Source organism: Pseudaminobacter salicylatoxidans, assembly GCF_003148475.1.
Classification (GTDB): domain Bacteria; phylum Pseudomonadota; class Alphaproteobacteria; order Rhizobiales; family Rhizobiaceae; genus Pseudaminobacter; species Pseudaminobacter salicylatoxidans.
In genome coordinates this window covers 79,201-95,630 of record NZ_QGGG01000014.1, presented here as the reverse complement: position 1 = coordinate 95,630, position 16,430 = coordinate 79,201, and the positions used below count along the sequence as shown (strand labels likewise).

Below are 16,430 nucleotides of genomic sequence, written 5' to 3'. Positions count from 1 at the left end.
TGGCAAGCCTCTTCCCTTCCGCGGTGGAGCGCGCTTATACTGCCGAAATCCGAAATCAAATCTTGGTGATTGATGCCTGCCCCTAAAAAGGAAGTTCGCCCCTCGAAGAGTGGGGGACGGGCCCGTATGCCTGCTTTCGTCAAAAACCTGCGCGGCGTGAAAAGCTGGAAGGAAGTGAGCCCCTGGCTCGAATGGCGCGGTATCGAAGACATCGAATGCATCACCCCCGATCAGGCCGGCGTGGCGCGCGGCAAGATGATGCCTTCGAGCAAGTTCACATCGAACACCTCGCTCGCGCTGCCTTCGGCGGTGTTCATGATGACCATTTCCGGGGGCTACCCCGAGGATGGCAACGGCTTCTCCTATCCGGAAGATGACGGCGACCTGAAACTGGTGCCCGACCTTTCCACGCTGACCGCCGTACCGTGGGAGGAGGACCCCACCGCCCAGGTGATCTGCGATCTTGTCCATCAGGACGGGCGCTCGGTGGAATTCACGCCGCGCAACGTGCTGCGGCGTGTCGTCAAAGCGTATGAGACGATGGGCCTCAAGCCGGTCGTGGCGCCGGAGATCGAGTTCTATCTGGTGCGCAAGAACCCCGATCCCGACTATCCGCTTACCCCGCCGGTCGGGCGTTCCGGCCGGGCGATTGGCGGTGGCGCGGGATATTCCATCGCCGGCGTCAACGAATTCGACGAACTCATCGACGATATCTACCATTTCTCCGAAAATCAGGGCCTTGAGATCGACACCCTGATCCATGAGGAGGGAGCTGGTCAGCTCGAGATCAACCTGCGCCATGGCGATCCCGTGGAACTTGCAGACCAGGTGTTCCTGTTCAAGCGCACCATTCGGGAAGCCGCGTTGAAGCACGACACCTACGCCACCTTCATGGCCAAGCCGATCCAGGGGCAGCCCGGCTCGGCAATGCACATTCACCAGTCGATCATTGATCGCAAGACCGGGAAGAATATCTTTTCCGGGGCCAACGGTGAGGAGACGGACGCCTTCTTCAACTTCATCGGCGGCATGCAGCAGCATGTGCCCAATGCGCTGGTGATGCTGGCGCCTTACGTGAATTCCTATCGCCGGCTGACGCAGGCGGCATCCGCCCCGGTCAACACCAAATGGGGCTATGACAATCGCACCACCGCTTTCCGTGTACCGCGCTCCGATCCGGCGGCGCGGCGCGTGGAAAACCGCATTCCTTCCTCGGATGCCAATCCTTATCTGGCGCTGGCCGCTTCGCTCGCCTGTGGTTTGATCGGTCTGAAGAACGGGCTCAAGCCTGATGACCCGATCGGAACCACGGCCAATGAGGACCAGATCGACCTGCCGCGCGGCCTGATCGAGGCGGTCACGCTCTTTGAAGCCGATGAAGATTTGCGGGCGCTGCTCGGAGAGCCTTTCGTCACCACCTATGCAGCCATCAAGCGGGCAGAGTTCGAGACCTTCATGGAGGTTATCAGCCCGTGGGAGCGGGAATATCTGCTTCTGAACGTGTGATGTCGTGGAGACAAGGGCGGTAGGGGGCTTACGCTCCATGTCTTTCAAGCCTGCCGCCCTGTTCCCTGCTTTCTTCCCAACCTGTGAACCCGAGTGCTGCATGACCTACCAGCCCCTGATCTCGCCCGGCCATTCCTGGTACGAGGACACGGCTGGAGCGCGAGCCGCCTTTCCGGTTCTCGACGGAGATCGCAGCGCCGATGTCGTCATTGTCGGCGGAGGGTTTACCGGCCTGTCGGCGGCCGCACATCTGGCTAAGGCGGGCGTCAATGTCGTGCTGATCGAGGCGCAGCGTTTCGGCGATGGCGCGTCGGGCCGTAACGGCGGCCAGCTTGGCACGGGCCAACGTGCATGGGCCGAGGAACTGGAAGCAGAGCTCGGCTTCACCCGAGCCAAGCTCCTCTTCGATCTTGCCGAGGAGGCCAAGGCGCATCTGCTCGACTTCGCCGTCAGCAACGACATCGAGATCGACTTCATGCCGGGCCAGCTTTCGGTCGTGCACAAGAAGCGCTATGTCGACGCCTATAAGGCGCATGCCGAAATCATGGCGACACGCTTCGGCTACGAGCGCATCTCCTTCATGGACGCGAAGGAAACGGCCGAGCGGCTCGGTACAGCCGTTTATTTCGGCGGCACCCGCGACACCGGCACAGGTCACATCCACCCGTTGAAGCTCGCGCTGGGCACGGCGCGGGTGGCGGCTGCGGCCGGGGTTCAGCTTTTCGAGAAAACCCCTGCCACCAGCGTCGTCTCGAACGGTGGCAAGGTGCAGGTGACGACGCCGACAGGCACCATCACCGCCGACAAGGCACTGATCGCCGTCAATGCTTATGGCGGCAGGCTGGAGCCGGTAAGCGCGGCGCATGTCATGCCGATCGGCTCCTTCATTGGAGCTACAGCGCCGCTCGGCGCCGACAGCCCGGTAATCCCAGGTGGAGAATCCGTCGACGATTCACGCTTCGTCGTGCGATATTTCCGCAAGTCGAAGGAAGGGCGGCTGTTGTTCGGCGGAAGCGAAACCTACACGGTCAGCGACCCGCGCGACATGCAGGCTGCGATCCGCAAGCAGATCGTCGAGCTTTATCCGGCGTTGAAGGACGTGGAGATCACGCATAGCTGGGGTGGTTATGTCGGCATCACCATGCCGCGCAAGCCCTTCGTGCGGGAGGTGATGCCCAATGTCATCTTTGCCGGCGGCTATTCGGGGCATGGGGTGATGCTCTCGAATTTCGTCGGCAGGCTTTATGCCGAAACGGTTGCCGGCAATCGCGACCGCCTGAAGTTGTTCGAGGAACTGAAGGTTCCGGCTTTTCCCGGTGGCGCTCGCCTGCGCGCGCCACTGCTGTTCCTGGCGCTGCACTGGTACGCCTTGCGCGACCGCATCTAAGCCGAGCTCCTGCGGTTGGCGGGCAAGGCGGGGTGAAAGCGTCGCTTCCGCATCTTGGGCACATCTTCAGGTTGCTTTGCGCATCTTTGCCGGGCCAAGTTGGGTTTTCTCAACCATTATCAAAGTCTTTGGTCACTGTTGCAGCTGTGTGACAGCCTTTTGAAGCGGTCTGCGCTACATTGCAGTCGATGCGTTCGGGCGGGCTGGGCGTATTTTGCGAATGGAGGCAACCTTGAAACAAGGCATTGCACGCGCTGTACTCATTACCGCACTCCTCTCCACCGCGTCGGTTGCCTCTGCCGCCGATGTTGTCATTCCAGAAGAACCGGCACCCGTGGTGACGCCCATCTTCACCTGGACCGGTTTCTATGTCGGTATCGTGGGTGGATATAACTGGGGCAAGGCTGACTGGACGATCGAAGATACCGGCGATTTCGCACGGTTCGATGCCAAGGGCGGGTTCATCGGCGGCACGCTCGGCTACAACTATCAGTTCTACAACAATGTTGTGCTCGGCCTCGAGACCGATCTTTCCTGGTCCGGCGCCAAGGGCGACATTCCCTGCCCGAATCCTGACTTCACCTGCGAAACCAAGAACCGCTGGATCGGCACGTTGCGGCCGCGTGTGGGTTATGCCTTCGACCGCTTCCTGCCTTACATCACCGGCGGCGCGGCCTATGGCAATGTTCGCCTTTCGGCAGACAATCCGACGACGGGAGAAAGCTTCAGCGACAGCAATACGCGCTTCGGCTGGACGGCGGGTGCCGGTGTCGAATACGCCTTCACCGACAATCTCACGGCTAAGGTCGAGTATCTGCATATCGATCTCGGCAAGGACGATTACAACATCGGTGGCGACACGGTGCGCGGCAAGTGGCGCTCGGATGGTGTCCGCGTCGGCCTGAACTACAAGTTCTGATCGAACCGTCTCATGGCTAGACAAAACCCCGGCATCGCTGCCGGGGTTTTGTTTTTGAGGCTTGCCGCACGTTTGGAGCGTGATCCCGAAAGGTGGGAACCGGTTTCGGGAAAAGACGATGCTCAAACAAATAGATAGAGTCTGAGGACGAGAGATAACGTCATCAGACTCTACTGGGCCGGCTGATCCCCTAATTCTGCGCCGTCACGATCACCGGTATCAGCAGGTCGCCCCAGTTGCCGTTGGCATCGTGGTGGCGGGCCGAACGCACGAGTTCCACCGAGACGCCGGCTTCCACCGCCTTCATGACCGACTGGTTGAGCCGGTGCAGGTCGTTGGCCACGATGCGGATGGCGGCTTGCTGGTCGGCATTCATGCTTGAGGACTGTTCCTCGGCGCGTTCCTTGACACGTGTCCTGGGTGTCATTGCTTCTTCCTCCTGGGCCGCGCCTGCGCCGGTTCGGTGGTGGCGCAGGTCGCGATGCGGTTTCAGTTATTCCGCCGCCGGGCGGAATTGATCGTGTTCGGTGGATTCCTTCATCGCCGTGGTCGAGGACTGGCCGCCGGTGATCGCCATGGAGACGGCATCGAAATAGCCGGTGCCGACCTCGCGCTGGTGCTTGGTGGCGGTGTAGCCATTCACCTCGGAAGCGAATTCGGCTTCCTGAAGTTCGGAATAGGCCGCCATCTGGCGCGCCTTGTAGCCGCGTGCCAGCTCGAACATGCCGTAGTTGAGCTGGTGGAAACCGGCCAGCGTGATGAACTGGAACTTGTAGCCCATCGCGCCCAGCTCACGCTGGAACTTGGCAATCGTCGCGTCGTCCAGGTTCTTCTTCCAGTTGAACGACGGCGAGCAGTTGTATGCCAGCAGCTTGCCCGGATGCGCCTTGTGCACGCCTTCCGCGAATTTGCGGGCCTGCTCCAGGTCGGGCTTGGAGGTTTCGCACCAGATCAGGTCGGAATAGGGCGCATAGGCGACGGCGCGGGCGATGCAGGATTCCAGCCCGTTCTTCACCTGATAGAAGCCCTCGACTGTGCGGCCGGCCTCGTAGTCGACGAAGGGGCGATCGCGCTCGTCGATGTCGGAGGTGAGCAGCTTGGCCGCTTCCGCATCGGTGCGGGCGATCACCAGCGCCGGCACGCCCATCACGTCGGCCGCGAGACGCGCTGCCGTCAGGTTGCGGATATGCGCCGCGGTCGGGATCAGCACCTTGCCGCCGAGATGGCCGCACTTCTTTTCCGAAGCGAGCTGGTCCTCATAGTGAACGCCCGCCGCACCCGCTTCGATGAAGGCCTTCATGATCTCGAAGGCGTTGAGCGGGCCGCCGAAGCCGGCTTCGGCATCGGCCACGATGGGTGCGAACCACGTATCGACCGAGAGGCCTTTGCCTTCCGAAACCTCGATCTGATCGGCGCGCTGCAGCGTGCGATTGATGCGACGCGCAAGCTCGGGCGCGGCATTGGCCGGATAGAGCGACTGGTCCGGATACATGGCCGAGGCGGTGTTGGCGTCGGCCGCCACCTGCCACCCGGACAGATAGATCGCCTGGAGACCGGCGCGAACCATCTGCATGGCCTGGTTGCCGGTCATCGCGCCGAGGGCGTTGACGAAATCTTCCTCGTGGATGAGCTTCCACAGGCGGTTCGCGCCCATTTCGGCGAGGCTGTATTTGATCTGCGCGGAGCCGCGCAGCCGCTTTACCGTCTCGGCGTCATAGGGGCGCTCGATGCCGTCGAAACGACCTTCGGGGGCAGACGGGACGAGGTTGTAAAAATCGGTCATGGTTTGCTCCGCTGATTTGAACCACTTTCACTGAAACCACTATGCTGCGAGGTGGATTTCATGTGACTTGATTTACATTGCAGTGCGAAAACGACCAGAAAAATCGCCATACACCCCAATTAATAAGGGAAAATCTGTGTTGAGTTTGACTAAGGGCGGATGTAAAATTGTAAAAGATGTAAAGTGAGGTTTGCGCCACCCGTGCAGCGGGGATTTGTAAATCGTGTAACAACTGATCAATCGGCAGCGTGGACGATCAGGATGGATAGTGGGTGACGTGAATGGCTGAGCAGAAGATCTTCGCGGGCCCGCGCATCCGGCGCATCCGCAACGGCAAGGGCCTCACCCAGACGGCGATGGCCGAGGGGTTGGGCATATCGCCGTCCTATCTCAATCTCATCGAACGCAATCAACGGCCGCTGACGGTTCAACTCATCCTCAAGCTCGCCTCTGTCTACAAGGTGGAGCCGGAAGAACTGCATGGCGAGGCACGCGGCTCGATTGCCGCCTTGCGCGAGGTGTTTTCCGATCCGCTGCTGGCCGGTGAACTGCCGGGCGATCAGGAACTGGTGGAGCTGGCGGAGGGAGCGCCGAACGCCACGGCGGCGGTAATCAAGCTCTTTCGCGCCTATCGCGAGCAGGCCGAGCGCCTCTCCGACCTGTCGGAACTGCTTGCCCATGAGGGGCGGGCGACGGCTCTCTCCGGCGCGCGCCTGCCCATCGATGAAGTGCGCGAGGTATTCGAGCGCCGTCCGAACCATTTTGCGGCGTTGGAGGAGGAGGCGGAAGCCTTCACTGCCGTGCTCGATCCGGGCGACGATCTTTATGGCGCGCTGAAGGCTTGGCTGAAGCGGGAGTTCGGCATCGTGGTGAAGGTGTTGCCGGTGGCCACCATGCCCAACTGGCGCCGCCGTTATGACCGGCATTCGCAGCGCCTGTTCATATCCGAACGGCTTTCTCCCTTCGACCAGCTTCGTGAAGTGGCGATGGAGGCCTGTCTTATTCGCATGTCGGTGGCGGTGGCCGCCGAAATCCAGTCGCTGAAACTGTCTTCGGATGAAGCTCGCCGGCTGGCGCGCTTCGAGCTTGGCCGTTATGCGGCGCATGCGCTGATGATGCCTTATCAGGCCTTCCAGGCAGCAGCGCTGCGCGGGCGTTACGATGTCGATGTGCTGAAATCGCGTTTCGGCGTTTCTTTCGAACAGGCGGCCAATCGGCTGACCATGTTGCAGCGGCCCGGCGCGGCAGGGGTGCCCTTCTTCATGCTGGAAGTGGACAATGCCGGGAACCGTTTCCGCAAGGCGGGTGCGCAAGGGTTTCCGCAAAGCCGCTTCGGGGGCGGCTGCCCCAAGCTGCCGGTGCATGCCGCTTTCGCGCAGCCCGGCCAGATTCTGGTCGAGGCGGTGGAAATGCCGGATGGCGCCGAGTTTCTGTGCATCGCCCGCACGCTGGAAGGCCCGCAGGGCGCCTTCACCGAGCGACCACGGCGCACCGCGCTGCTGTTGGGATGCGACATCGGCTTCAAGGACGAGATCGTGTACGGCGCGGCATTGCCGGCAGGCGCGCAGGGGAAGCCGGGGCAGGGCGTCGCCACGCCCGTTGGTCCGGCCTGCCGCCTGTGCGAGCGCACCGGCTGCCTGTCGCGCGCCGAGCCTCCGGTGACGAGGCCGCTGGGATTGGACGAGATGGTCACTGGGTTGAGCGCGTTTGATTTTCAGTAGATTTCGGGGGGCCTTCGTCTTCCGGCCGGCGCGCAGGTGCCACAACCGCTGGACATCGCTGGATCAGGCGTAATTGCGGGCTTTCGGCTACGCAATTTAGACTGCGCCTGTCGTGTTGCGGCATGTGCAGCCACCGCCAAGCGACGATGGTAGAGCCATGACAGAAGCTGCCGTCTCTCCTGCCGCCAATCAGGCCTCCGGGCGCGACGAGCGCGTGGGCATGCTTCTGGTGTTCCTCTCGGCATTGATGTGGAGCTTCGGTGGAGCTATCGCCCGCTTCATCGACAATTCCGATAGCTGGACGGTGGTGTTCTGGCGTTCGGTATGGGCGGCGACGTTTCTCATCGGATTCATGGTGTGGCGCGACGGCCGGCGCGCGACGCTGAAACTGTTTCGTGACATGGGTTTGCCGGGGCTCGCAGTGGGCGTGTGCTTTGCCACCGCGTCGAGTTCCTTCGTCGTGGCGCTGGCCTACACCACCGTGGCGAATATTCTTCTCATGCAGGCCGGCGTGCCGCTGCTTGCGGCGCTGATCGCGTGGGTGCTGTTTCGCGAGCGCGTGTCCGGGGCGACATGGGCCGCAATCGCCGCCGTGATCTGCGGCGTGGCGATCATGGTGTCGGAATCCTTCGACGGCCATGTCTCGCCCATCGGCGACGGGCTGGCGCTGCTGATCGCGGTGATGTTCTCGATCGCGACGGTCATCACCCGCCGCTTCGCGCATGTGCGCATGACCCCGGCGACATGCCTCGGTGCGATGCTTGCCGCCATATTCGCCGCGACACAGGCCGCAAGCTTAGACGTGTCGGCGCGCGACATGGGGTTTCTGTTCGCCTTCGGCGTCGTCAATCTCGGGCTGGGGCTTGCCTTCTTCGCCACCGGCGCGCGCCTTGTTCCGGCTGCGATGGCAGCATTGCTGGGCACGTTCGAACCTATTCTCGGGCCGGTCTGGGTCTGGCTCATTCACGGAGAGATTCCCTCGCTGCGGACCATTGTGGGCGGTGCGGTGGTGTTCACGGCCCTTCTCGTCCACATCGCGCTGGAATTCCGCAGGCACGCGCGACCGGCCCGGCCGGGTGTGACCGGTGTTCCGTCTCCCCATTGACAGGACTGCGAGGGCAGAGGCAGATTATGTAGTCTGCAACAATTAAACAGGTATATCTTGCGTGAAATAACCGGCAACACACACACCGGAGCCAAAACTTCTTCCCTCGGCGACACACATTCTCCTTCGCGCCTCGCCGCCGAAAAAAATCGTCCCCCGAAGATCCCTCCGGCCGCTGTCGGCGACAAGAAATCCAAGTTTATGTCCCCTGAGCACGAGGCGGAATATCGTGCCTTCGTCGAAAAACACCCCGATCTCGAAGCGGTGGAGTTTCTGCTGGTCGACCCCAACGGGGTCATGCGCGGCAAATGGGCTCCAGGCGATGCGTTGAAGAAAGCTTTCCAGGAAGGCGTGAATTTCCCCATGTCGCTGCATGGCCTCGACGTCTGGGGCCGCGAGGTCAGCGAGACGGGCCTGCACATCGAGACCGGCGACCAGGACGGCTATTGCCGCGCCACGCGCGGCTCGCTGTCCATCGTGCCCTGGGCCAAGCGCAAGACCGCGCAGGTGATGCTGCAAACCTTCTCGCCCGAGGGCGAGCCCTTCATGGCGGACTCACGCCAGGTGCTGAAGCGCAAGGTGGCGGAGGTCAACGAGAAGGGCTATTTCCCGGTCGTCGCCTTCGAGTTGGAGTTTTATCTGCTCGATCCGGAGGTGGAGTGGGATGACGGCATGCCAGCCCCGGTCGGCGCTACAGCCGGCCCAGATCGCCTGCGCATGTACGGCCTCGACGATCTCGCCGAACATGCCGCGCTGTTCGATATGATCCGCGACGCCGCGCAAGAACAGGAACTGCCGATCGACACGATCATCAAGGAGGCGGCGCCCGGTCAATTCGAGGTCAACCTCAAGCATCGTGCCGATCCGTTGCGGGCCGCTGACGACGTCATCATGCTGCAGCGACTCGTCATCGGCTGCGCCCGCGCACATGGCCTGACGGCGACCTTCATGGCCAAGCCCTTCCTCGAATATGCGGGCAACGGCATGCATGTGCATGCCTCCATGCTGGATCGTGAGGGCCGCAACATCTTCGGCGGCGAGGCTGGCCGCAAGAAGCTGGAAGCAGCCGTTGCCGGCCTGCTTCGGACCATGCCGGAATCGCTGCTGCTGTTCATCAACACCTGGAACGGCTTCCGCCGCATCACACCCGGCTCCTATGCGCCGACGCGTGCCGTGTGGGGCGAGAACAACCGCTCTGTGGCGCTGCGCATTCCGGTCGCCTCGGACGAGAACAAGCGTCTGGAGCATCGCATCGCGGGCGCCGACGCCAATCCGTATCTGGTCATGTCGGCTCTGATCCAGGGCATGGTCGAGGGCATCGAGAACGAGGAGGTTCCGCCGCCCCCGATCATCGGCAACGCCTATGACGACAACGGGCTCTTCCTGCCCGACGACATGGACGAGGCCCTGCAGCTCATGGCTCGCAGCAGCTTCGTCGAACGGGCGCTGGGGCCGCTGATGGCCAAGGTCTACCAGGACCTCAAGCGGGCGGAAATCCTTGCCTTCTGGGCGGAGATTACGCAGCTCGAGCGCACCACCTACCTCTGATTCGGGCCCCGTCCGGTCCGCCGAAAGAGTAAAATTCAGCAACAGGTTTGGAGCTGCCGCAAGGGAGTTGTGGCAGTTCCTGCTCCGGGGCGGCAAGGCGCGATTTTCGGCTTGTCGCCCTCTTAGAAGGCCAATAGGCTGAACCTCAAACCCGGTCGCGAAGGGCTTGTTGCGAGCCGGGATCCGGAACACTGAAGGGAGATTAGAATGATCCGCAAAGCGCTTTGGCTGACCGCCACCTCGGCTTTGGCAACATTGATGAGCGTGAGCGCCTTCGCGCAAGAGCGCGTCGTCAATGTGTACAACTGGTCCGATTATATCGACGATTCGATCTTGGCCGATTTCACCAAGGAAACCGGCATCAAGGTCGTTTACGACGTTTACGATTCCAACGAAATCCTGGAAACCAAGCTGCTCGCCGGCGGCACGGGCTATGACGTGGTGGTGCCCACTGGAAGCTTCCTCCAGCGCCAGATCGCGGCTGGCGTCTACCAGAAGCTCGACAAGTCGAAGCTCCCCAACCTGAAGAACATGTGGGATCTGGTGAGCGAGCGCACGAAGGTGTTCGATCCCGACAACGAATATTCCATCAACTATATGTGGGGCACCATCGGCATCGGCTACAACGTCAACAAGGTCAAGGAGGTCCTTGGTACGGACAAGCTCGATAGCTGGAAATTCGTGTTCGATCCCGAATATGCGGCCAAGCTGAAGGATTGCGGCATCAACTTCCTCGATTCGCCCACCGATATGATCCCGGTGACGCTGGCCTATCTCGGGCTGAACCCCGACAGCCACGACCCGGCCGACATCGCGAAGGCCGAGGAGACGCTGCTGAAAGTGCGGCCTTTCGTACGCAAGTTCCACTCGTCCGAATTCATCAACGGCCTTGCCAATGGCGACATCTGCGCAGCGGTAGGCTGGTCGGGCGACGTGTTCCAGGCGCGTGATCGTGCCGACGAGGCCAACAACGGCGTCGAGCTTGCCTATACGATCCCGAAGGAAGGCACGCAGATGTGGTTCGACCAGATGGCGATCCCCGCCGATGCGCCGCATGTCGAGGAAGCGCATGAGTTCCTGAACTACATCATGAAGCCGGAGGTGATCGCCAAGTCCTCCAACTACGTCCACTACGCCAATGGCAACAAGGCCTCGCAGGAGTTCCTCGACAAGGACCTGCTGAACGATCCGGCCGTCTATCCGGACGACGAGACCCTGGGCAAGTTGTTCGTGAACACGACGCTCGATCCCAAGACGCAGCGGGTGTTCACCCGGACCTGGACCAAGATCGTGACCGGCCAGTAAGAACAACCGAAAGGGCCTGCGAGAAATTCGCGGGCCCTTCTTCGGAAGTCTTTCTGTGAACTGCGGCGACGATCCGCGAGTTCACAGAAAGGTTTCCGCAGGAGAGCGGCGGCGTCGCAATCGGGGAGACACCCGAAGGCCCGTCCGCTCTCGATGGCGAGGCATCGGGCTTTGAAACCGGGTCGCGCCGCATGGGAACCGAATGAGGCGGAGAACAGCATGAAATCGCTTGGAAGCATTCGCAGAAGCTTTGCGCCGTGGAGCGACCCGGCGGCGAAACCCTACATCTCCTTCGAGAACGTCACCAAGCGCTTCGGTGATTTCACCGCCGTCAACAATCTCTCTCTGACGGTCTATGAGCGCGAATTCTTCGCGTTGCTCGGCGCTTCGGGTTGCGGCAAGTCCACCCTGCTTCGCATGCTCGCGGGCTTTGATGACCCGACAGCCGGCCGCATCCTGCTCGACGGTCAGGATCTGCGCGGCATTCCTCCCTATCGCCGCCCGGTCAACATGATGTTCCAGTCCTATGCACTGTTTCCGCATATGACGGTCGAGGCCAATATCGCCTTCGGCCTCAAGCAGGAAGGCATGCCCAAGGGCGAGATCGCCACACGCGTGGCGGAGATGCTGCGGCTTGTGAAGCTGGAACAATTTGCCAAGCGCAAGCCGCACCAGCTTTCGGGTGGCCAGCGCCAGCGCGTCGCGCTGGCCCGGTCGGTTGCCAAGCGGCCGAAAGTGCTGCTGCTGGACGAACCGCTGGGCGCGCTGGACAAGAAGCTGCGCGAGGAAACCCAGTTCGAACTGATGGACCTTCAGCAGAATCTCGGCCTCACCTTCATCGTCGTCACGCACGATCAAGAGGAGGCGATGACGATGGCCGATCGTATCGCCATTCTCGACAAGGGCGAGGTGATGCAGGTGGCCACCCCGGCCGAGGTTTATGAAGCGCCGTCATCGCGCTTCGTTGCCGGCTTCGTCGGCAACGTCAACATGTTCGAGGGCACCGTCACCGATCTTAGCGGCGGCGCGGCCAGTATCCGCAGCGCTGCCGGTCTCGACATCATGGCGCACAACGCGGGCGCGGCAAGCGCGGGCAACCCGGTTGCCTTCGCGATACGTCCCGAGAAGATCAAGGTTTCATCGCGCAAGCCGGCGGCTTCGGACATCAACGTCGCCGAGGGCGAAATCTACGACATCGCCTATCTCGGGGACATGACCGTCTATCACGTCAAGCTTGCCGACGGGCAGGTGGTGAAGGCCAGCTCGCTCAACGCCTCACGCGTCACCGAAGATCCGCTGAGCTGGAACGATCGCGCCTGGATTTCCTTCAGCCCCGATGCGGGCGTGGTGCTCACCCGATAGGAGGCGGTCATGTCCGATACCGCGATAGCTGCCTCGCAGACAGGTAACGGGAACGCTTCGCCATCGGCGCGCGCGCTTAATGCCGTCAAGAGCCGGATCGTGATCATCGTTCCCTATCTGTGGCTGCTGGTCTTCTTCCTCATTCCTTTCGTCATCGTCTTCAAGATTTCGCTGTCGCAGTCCGCGATTTCCATGCCGCCCTACACGCCGGCTCTGGATTTCAGCGGTGGGTTGTCGGGTATCCTCCAGCAACTCAGCCAACTGAGCTTCGATAGCTATCTCTGGCTGACGCAGGACGCGCTCTACTTCAACGCCTATGTGTCCAGCCTCACCATCGCCGGTGTCTCGACCGTGCTGACGCTGCTTGTCGGCTATCCGATTGCATATGGCATGGCGCGGGCGCCCGCGACGTTGCGCCCGACCCTGTTGATGCTGGTCATCCTGCCGTTCTGGACGTCGTTCCTGATCCGCGTCTATGCCTGGATCGGCATCCTGAAGCCGGAAGGGCTGCTCAACCAGTTCCTGCAGGGCATCGGGCTCATCAACGAGCCGCTCATCATCATGAACACCAACACGGCCATCTATATCGGCATCGTCTATTCCTATCTGCCGTTCATGATCCTGCCGCTGTACTCGGCTCTGGAGAAGATGGACTATTCGCTGATCGAGGCCGCGCAGGATCTCGGATGCACGCCGCTCAGCGCCTTCTGGAAGGTGACCTTCCCGCTCTCGATACCGGGTGTCATTGCCGGCTGCCTGCTGGTGTTCATTCCCGCAGTGGGCGAGTTCGTCATCCCTGACCTGCTCGGCGGTTCGCAAACGCTGATGATCGGCCGCACGCTCTGGAACGAATTTTTCAACAACCGCGATTGGCCGGTGGCGTCGGCCGTCGCCATCATCCTGCTTCTTCTTCTCGTGGTGCCGATCATGATCTTCCAGCACACCCAAGCGCGGGCGCAGGAACAGGACAGGTGAGGGCAGTGAAATGAACTCGACCTGGAGCCGCTTCAACATCACCTCGATCGTGCTGGGCTTTGCCTTCCTTTATCTGCCCATCGTGCTTCTGGTGATCTTTTCCTTCAACGAATCCAAGCTCGTCACCGTCTGGGCAGGCTTTTCGACCAAGTGGTACGTGTCGCTGTTTTCCAATCGCGGGCTCATCGATGCCGCGTGGGTGACTATCCGCGTCGGTCTGATCTCCGCGACGGTCGCCACCGTGCTCGGCACCTTCGCGGCCCTGACGCTGACGCGCTACACGCGTTTTCGCGGACGGGTGCTGTTCTCAGGCATGGTGTTTGCGCCGCTGGTCATGCCCGAAGTCATCACCGGGCTGTCCCTGCTTCTGCTTTTCGTCGCGGTCGGGCTTGACCGCGGCTTCGTCACGGTCACGCTTGCCCACATCACCTTTTCCATGTGCTTTGTGGCGGTGGTGGTGCAGTCGCGCCTGCTGACCTTCGACCGCTCGCTGGAAGAAGCGGCTATGGATCTCGGCGCGCCGCCGGTAAAGACCTTCTTCCAGATCACGCTGCCGGTGATCTTGCCGGCGATTATCTCCGGCTGGATGCTGGCGTTTACGCTTTCGCTGGACGATCTGGTGATTGCGTCCTTCACCTCCGGTCCGGGCGCCACCACGCTGCCGATGAAGATTTACAGTCAGGTTCGGTTGGGCGTGACGCCCGAGATCAACGCCGCCTGTACGATCCTGATCGGGATTGTGGCGGTTGGGGTCATCGCCGCTTCGGTGGTCAACAAGCGCCGCGAGGTCCAGCGCCTGCGCGACGAGCAGGCCGCACTGCGCAACTGAGCGACTGGATCGTTGCCGGCGATCAGTCGCCGGTCGCCGGTTTTATCGGCGAGATGAAAGGTGCATTCCACGTGCCGCCGACGAAGAAGGCCGCGTGAGGTGGAGAAGCTTCCTGGTCGGCCGCCGCCTCGGGCGGCACGATGCCGCCTGAAAGCGCCAGTCCACGGCTGGTCAGGGGCAGGATGCCGGTCAGCCACAATGTGCCCTTGGGCGAGCGCGCCTCGGCCTTTTCGATGCGCAGCACACCGCGCGAAATCGTGCCCTTGAGCTCTGCCCCGTCGGTCGGGAAGGTGCCCTTGGCGACCTCATCCAGCGAGAAGAAGCCGCCTTCTGCGAGCCGCTTGATGAAGCTTGGCAGATCGAATTCCGACAGCGCACCGGGGCCGAAGCCGGCCGAAACGGAGCCTTCGCCATTGCCGAGAATGGTTTCCCACACGCGGCCCGGTCCCTTGAGGATCACCGATATATTGCCGCGCCCGATTGGTACCAGTCGGGTCATGCCGGCGGCCGCGCCGAATGCGCCGCCTTCGATGTCGGAGGCCAGCAGGCGCATTTCCGCCTGCGTTCCCTCGGGTTTGCGGTCGAAGCGCACGCTGGCCTGAAGGTTGCCGCCGAAAGCGGATGCGTCGGAGATGTCGAAGGCGACAAGCCCGTTCTTGATTTGCGCCGTCGCGGCGACATTGGCCAGCGCTATCGGTCCCACCTGGGCCTGCCCGGCCGATAGGCGTAGGTCGATGCCGAGCCTGCTGGAGAAAGCGGGGTCGATCTCGGCAGCCACAGTCTCGGATGTGGCCGGTGTGAAGGCCGCTAAAACGGGCCGCAGATCGAGCTTGTCGAATGCCAGCGTGCCTGAAACGATGGGAACGACGTCTCCCATGCTCAGTTCCAGCGCGCCTGAACCGGGGTTTTTGTCGAGCGACACCTCCGCGCTTTCGAGCCTCAGGCGCTGGGCGTCGCCCATCAGGCGGCCTGACATCGATACCGATCCGACATTGGCGGCGGTTGCGGACATGTCCGCTCCCCACCACTCCGTCATCCGCTTCAGCGAAGGTGTGGCAAGCTTGGCCTTTCCGTCGATGAAGGCATTCCGGGTGGCCTTAACCTTGCCGTCGAAGGAGAGATTCGTCGGCGCGGAATTCACGGACGCCGTCAGCCCCGCTTCACCGCCAGCCAGCAGGATGAGCGGCTTGGGCGAAGAGGCTTCAAGGGCGGCCGTTTCTCCGCGCCAGTTGGCGGTAAGCTTGAGGCTTGCGGCCTTGTTCAGCGCGGGCCATTCCAGCCGGCCCGTCAGGCCGCTCACCATCTCGATATCTTCGCCATCGGAAAAAACGGTCACACGGCCGTCGCGCGCGCTGATGCTGCCGAGTTGGCGTGTGGAAAGGCTGCGCTCGATCTCTTCGCTGCCGATATTGGCAACGACCATCTCATGGGTGTCGCGTATGGCGGTGGCGATGCGCCCGCCTTCGGCCAGCAGAGGCTGAAAGTCGCCATTCGCATTGCGCTCCAGCCGCAGCGTCGGGCGCACCAGTTCTGCGCCCGCAAAAACCACATCGCCTTGTAGGGCTGCGAGAGCCGACAGCTTGATCTCGATACGGTCAGCTTCGATGATCGGCGGATGATCGAGCGAATTCCAAGGGGTCATCGACACATTGGTGACGATTGCCTTGAAGGTCGGCCAGACTTCGATTTCAGGGGCGGCACCGATTGTGACGCGGTATCCGCTCCACGAACTTAGTTCGTAGGCAATGCGGTCGCGCACGATGCGCGTGGATGCCAGGAACGGCACAATCGCGATGATCAGCGCCACCACCAGCGCGGCGATGCCTACTATCCATATGCTGCGCCTGACCAAAGGTGACGGCATTGTGCCTCATTCATGCTGATCGAAACTGTCGACCGCCTGCGCTCAGCCGGTTACGCCGCACATCGGTGTAGCCGACATGCATGGCATTTCAAGCCTTTGTGGCCTGCCGATGACATTTGCCCACAG

General features: G+C 61.8%; 13 protein-coding genes. 10 read left to right on the top strand and 3 right to left on the bottom strand.

From position 1 onward, the window contains the following. Window positions 1–72: 72 nt before the first annotated feature. The 3 genes from C7441_RS18310 to C7441_RS18300 all read left to right on the top strand — a co-directional run bounded on the left by C7441_RS18310 (window position 73) and on the right by C7441_RS18300 (window position 3,812). Window positions 73–1,506, top strand: coding sequence for a glutamine synthetase family protein (locus C7441_RS18310; RefSeq protein ID WP_026060562.1), 1,434 nt, complete (start codon window positions 73–75; stop codon window positions 1,504–1,506). A gap of 100 nt (window positions 1,507–1,606) precedes the next feature. Further along, on the top strand, window positions 1,607–2,893 hold the full coding sequence (locus tag C7441_RS18305) for an NAD(P)/FAD-dependent oxidoreductase (RefSeq protein ID WP_109614111.1): 1,287 nt from the start codon (window positions 1,607–1,609) through the stop codon (window positions 2,891–2,893). A 232-nt stretch (window positions 2,894–3,125) separates the two neighbouring features. Next, window positions 3,126–3,812, top strand: coding sequence for an outer membrane protein (locus C7441_RS18300; protein WP_244916197.1), 687 nt, complete (start codon window positions 3,126–3,128; stop codon window positions 3,810–3,812). A 190-nt stretch (window positions 3,813–4,002) separates the two neighbouring features. Here the strand turns inward: C7441_RS18300 and C7441_RS18295 are convergent, their stop codons facing one another. After that, window positions 4,003–4,239 carry an SMc00767 family acetate metabolism repressor gene (locus C7441_RS18295; RefSeq protein ID WP_109614110.1) on the bottom strand — a complete coding sequence of 79 codons (237 nt, stop codon included), beginning with the start codon at window positions 4,237–4,239 and terminating at the stop codon, window positions 4,003–4,005. A gap of 66 nt (window positions 4,240–4,305) precedes the next feature. Continuing rightward, complete coding sequence (gene aceA, locus C7441_RS18290) at window positions 4,306–5,595, bottom strand: isocitrate lyase (RefSeq protein WP_109614109.1); 1,290 nt, start codon at window positions 5,593–5,595, stop codon at window positions 4,306–4,308. Between the two features lie 281 nt (window positions 5,596–5,876). Between aceA and C7441_RS18285 the strand changes: the two genes are divergently transcribed. The 7 genes from C7441_RS18285 to C7441_RS18255 all read left to right on the top strand — a co-directional run bounded on the left by C7441_RS18285 (window position 5,877) and on the right by C7441_RS18255 (window position 14,440). After that, window positions 5,877–7,316 carry a helix-turn-helix domain-containing protein gene (locus C7441_RS18285; RefSeq protein WP_109614108.1) on the top strand — a complete coding sequence of 480 codons (1,440 nt, stop codon included), beginning with the start codon at window positions 5,877–5,879 and terminating at the stop codon, window positions 7,314–7,316. Window positions 7,317–7,473: 157 nt separating this feature from the next. Further along, on the top strand, window positions 7,474–8,421 hold the full coding sequence (locus C7441_RS18280) for a DMT family transporter (protein ID WP_109614107.1): 948 nt from the start codon (window positions 7,474–7,476) through the stop codon (window positions 8,419–8,421). Window positions 8,422–8,622: 201 nt separating this feature from the next. Beyond that, window positions 8,623–9,969: a glutamine synthetase family protein gene (locus tag C7441_RS18275; protein WP_109614106.1), complete on the top strand. Its 1,347-nt coding sequence runs from the start codon at window positions 8,623–8,625 to the stop codon at window positions 9,967–9,969. Between the two features lie 258 nt (window positions 9,970–10,227). Further along, the gene (locus C7441_RS18270; RefSeq protein WP_280523576.1) at window positions 10,228–11,274 is read left to right on the top strand and encodes a polyamine ABC transporter substrate-binding protein; all 1,047 of its coding nucleotides are present in this window, start codon (window positions 10,228–10,230) and stop codon (window positions 11,272–11,274) included. Between the two features lie 219 nt (window positions 11,275–11,493). Beyond that, window positions 11,494–12,636: an ABC transporter ATP-binding protein gene (locus C7441_RS18265; protein ID WP_109614156.1), complete on the top strand. Its 1,143-nt coding sequence runs from the start codon at window positions 11,494–11,496 to the stop codon at window positions 12,634–12,636. 9 nt (window positions 12,637–12,645) lie between these two features. Continuing rightward, entirely contained in the window at window positions 12,646–13,611 is a 966-nt protein-coding gene (locus tag C7441_RS18260) for an ABC transporter permease subunit (RefSeq protein WP_019173037.1), read from the top strand. A 10-nt stretch (window positions 13,612–13,621) separates the two neighbouring features. Continuing rightward, window positions 13,622–14,440 carry an ABC transporter permease subunit gene (locus C7441_RS18255; protein WP_019173038.1) on the top strand — a complete coding sequence of 273 codons (819 nt, stop codon included), beginning with the start codon at window positions 13,622–13,624 and terminating at the stop codon, window positions 14,438–14,440. 22 nt (window positions 14,441–14,462) lie between these two features. On the opposite strand, the gene C7441_RS18250 is transcribed toward C7441_RS18255, so the two are convergent. Next, window positions 14,463–16,304, bottom strand: a complete 1,842-nt coding sequence (locus C7441_RS18250; RefSeq protein WP_170125180.1) for an AsmA family protein — start codon at window positions 16,302–16,304, stop codon at window positions 14,463–14,465. Window positions 16,305–16,430 lie beyond the last annotated feature (126 nt).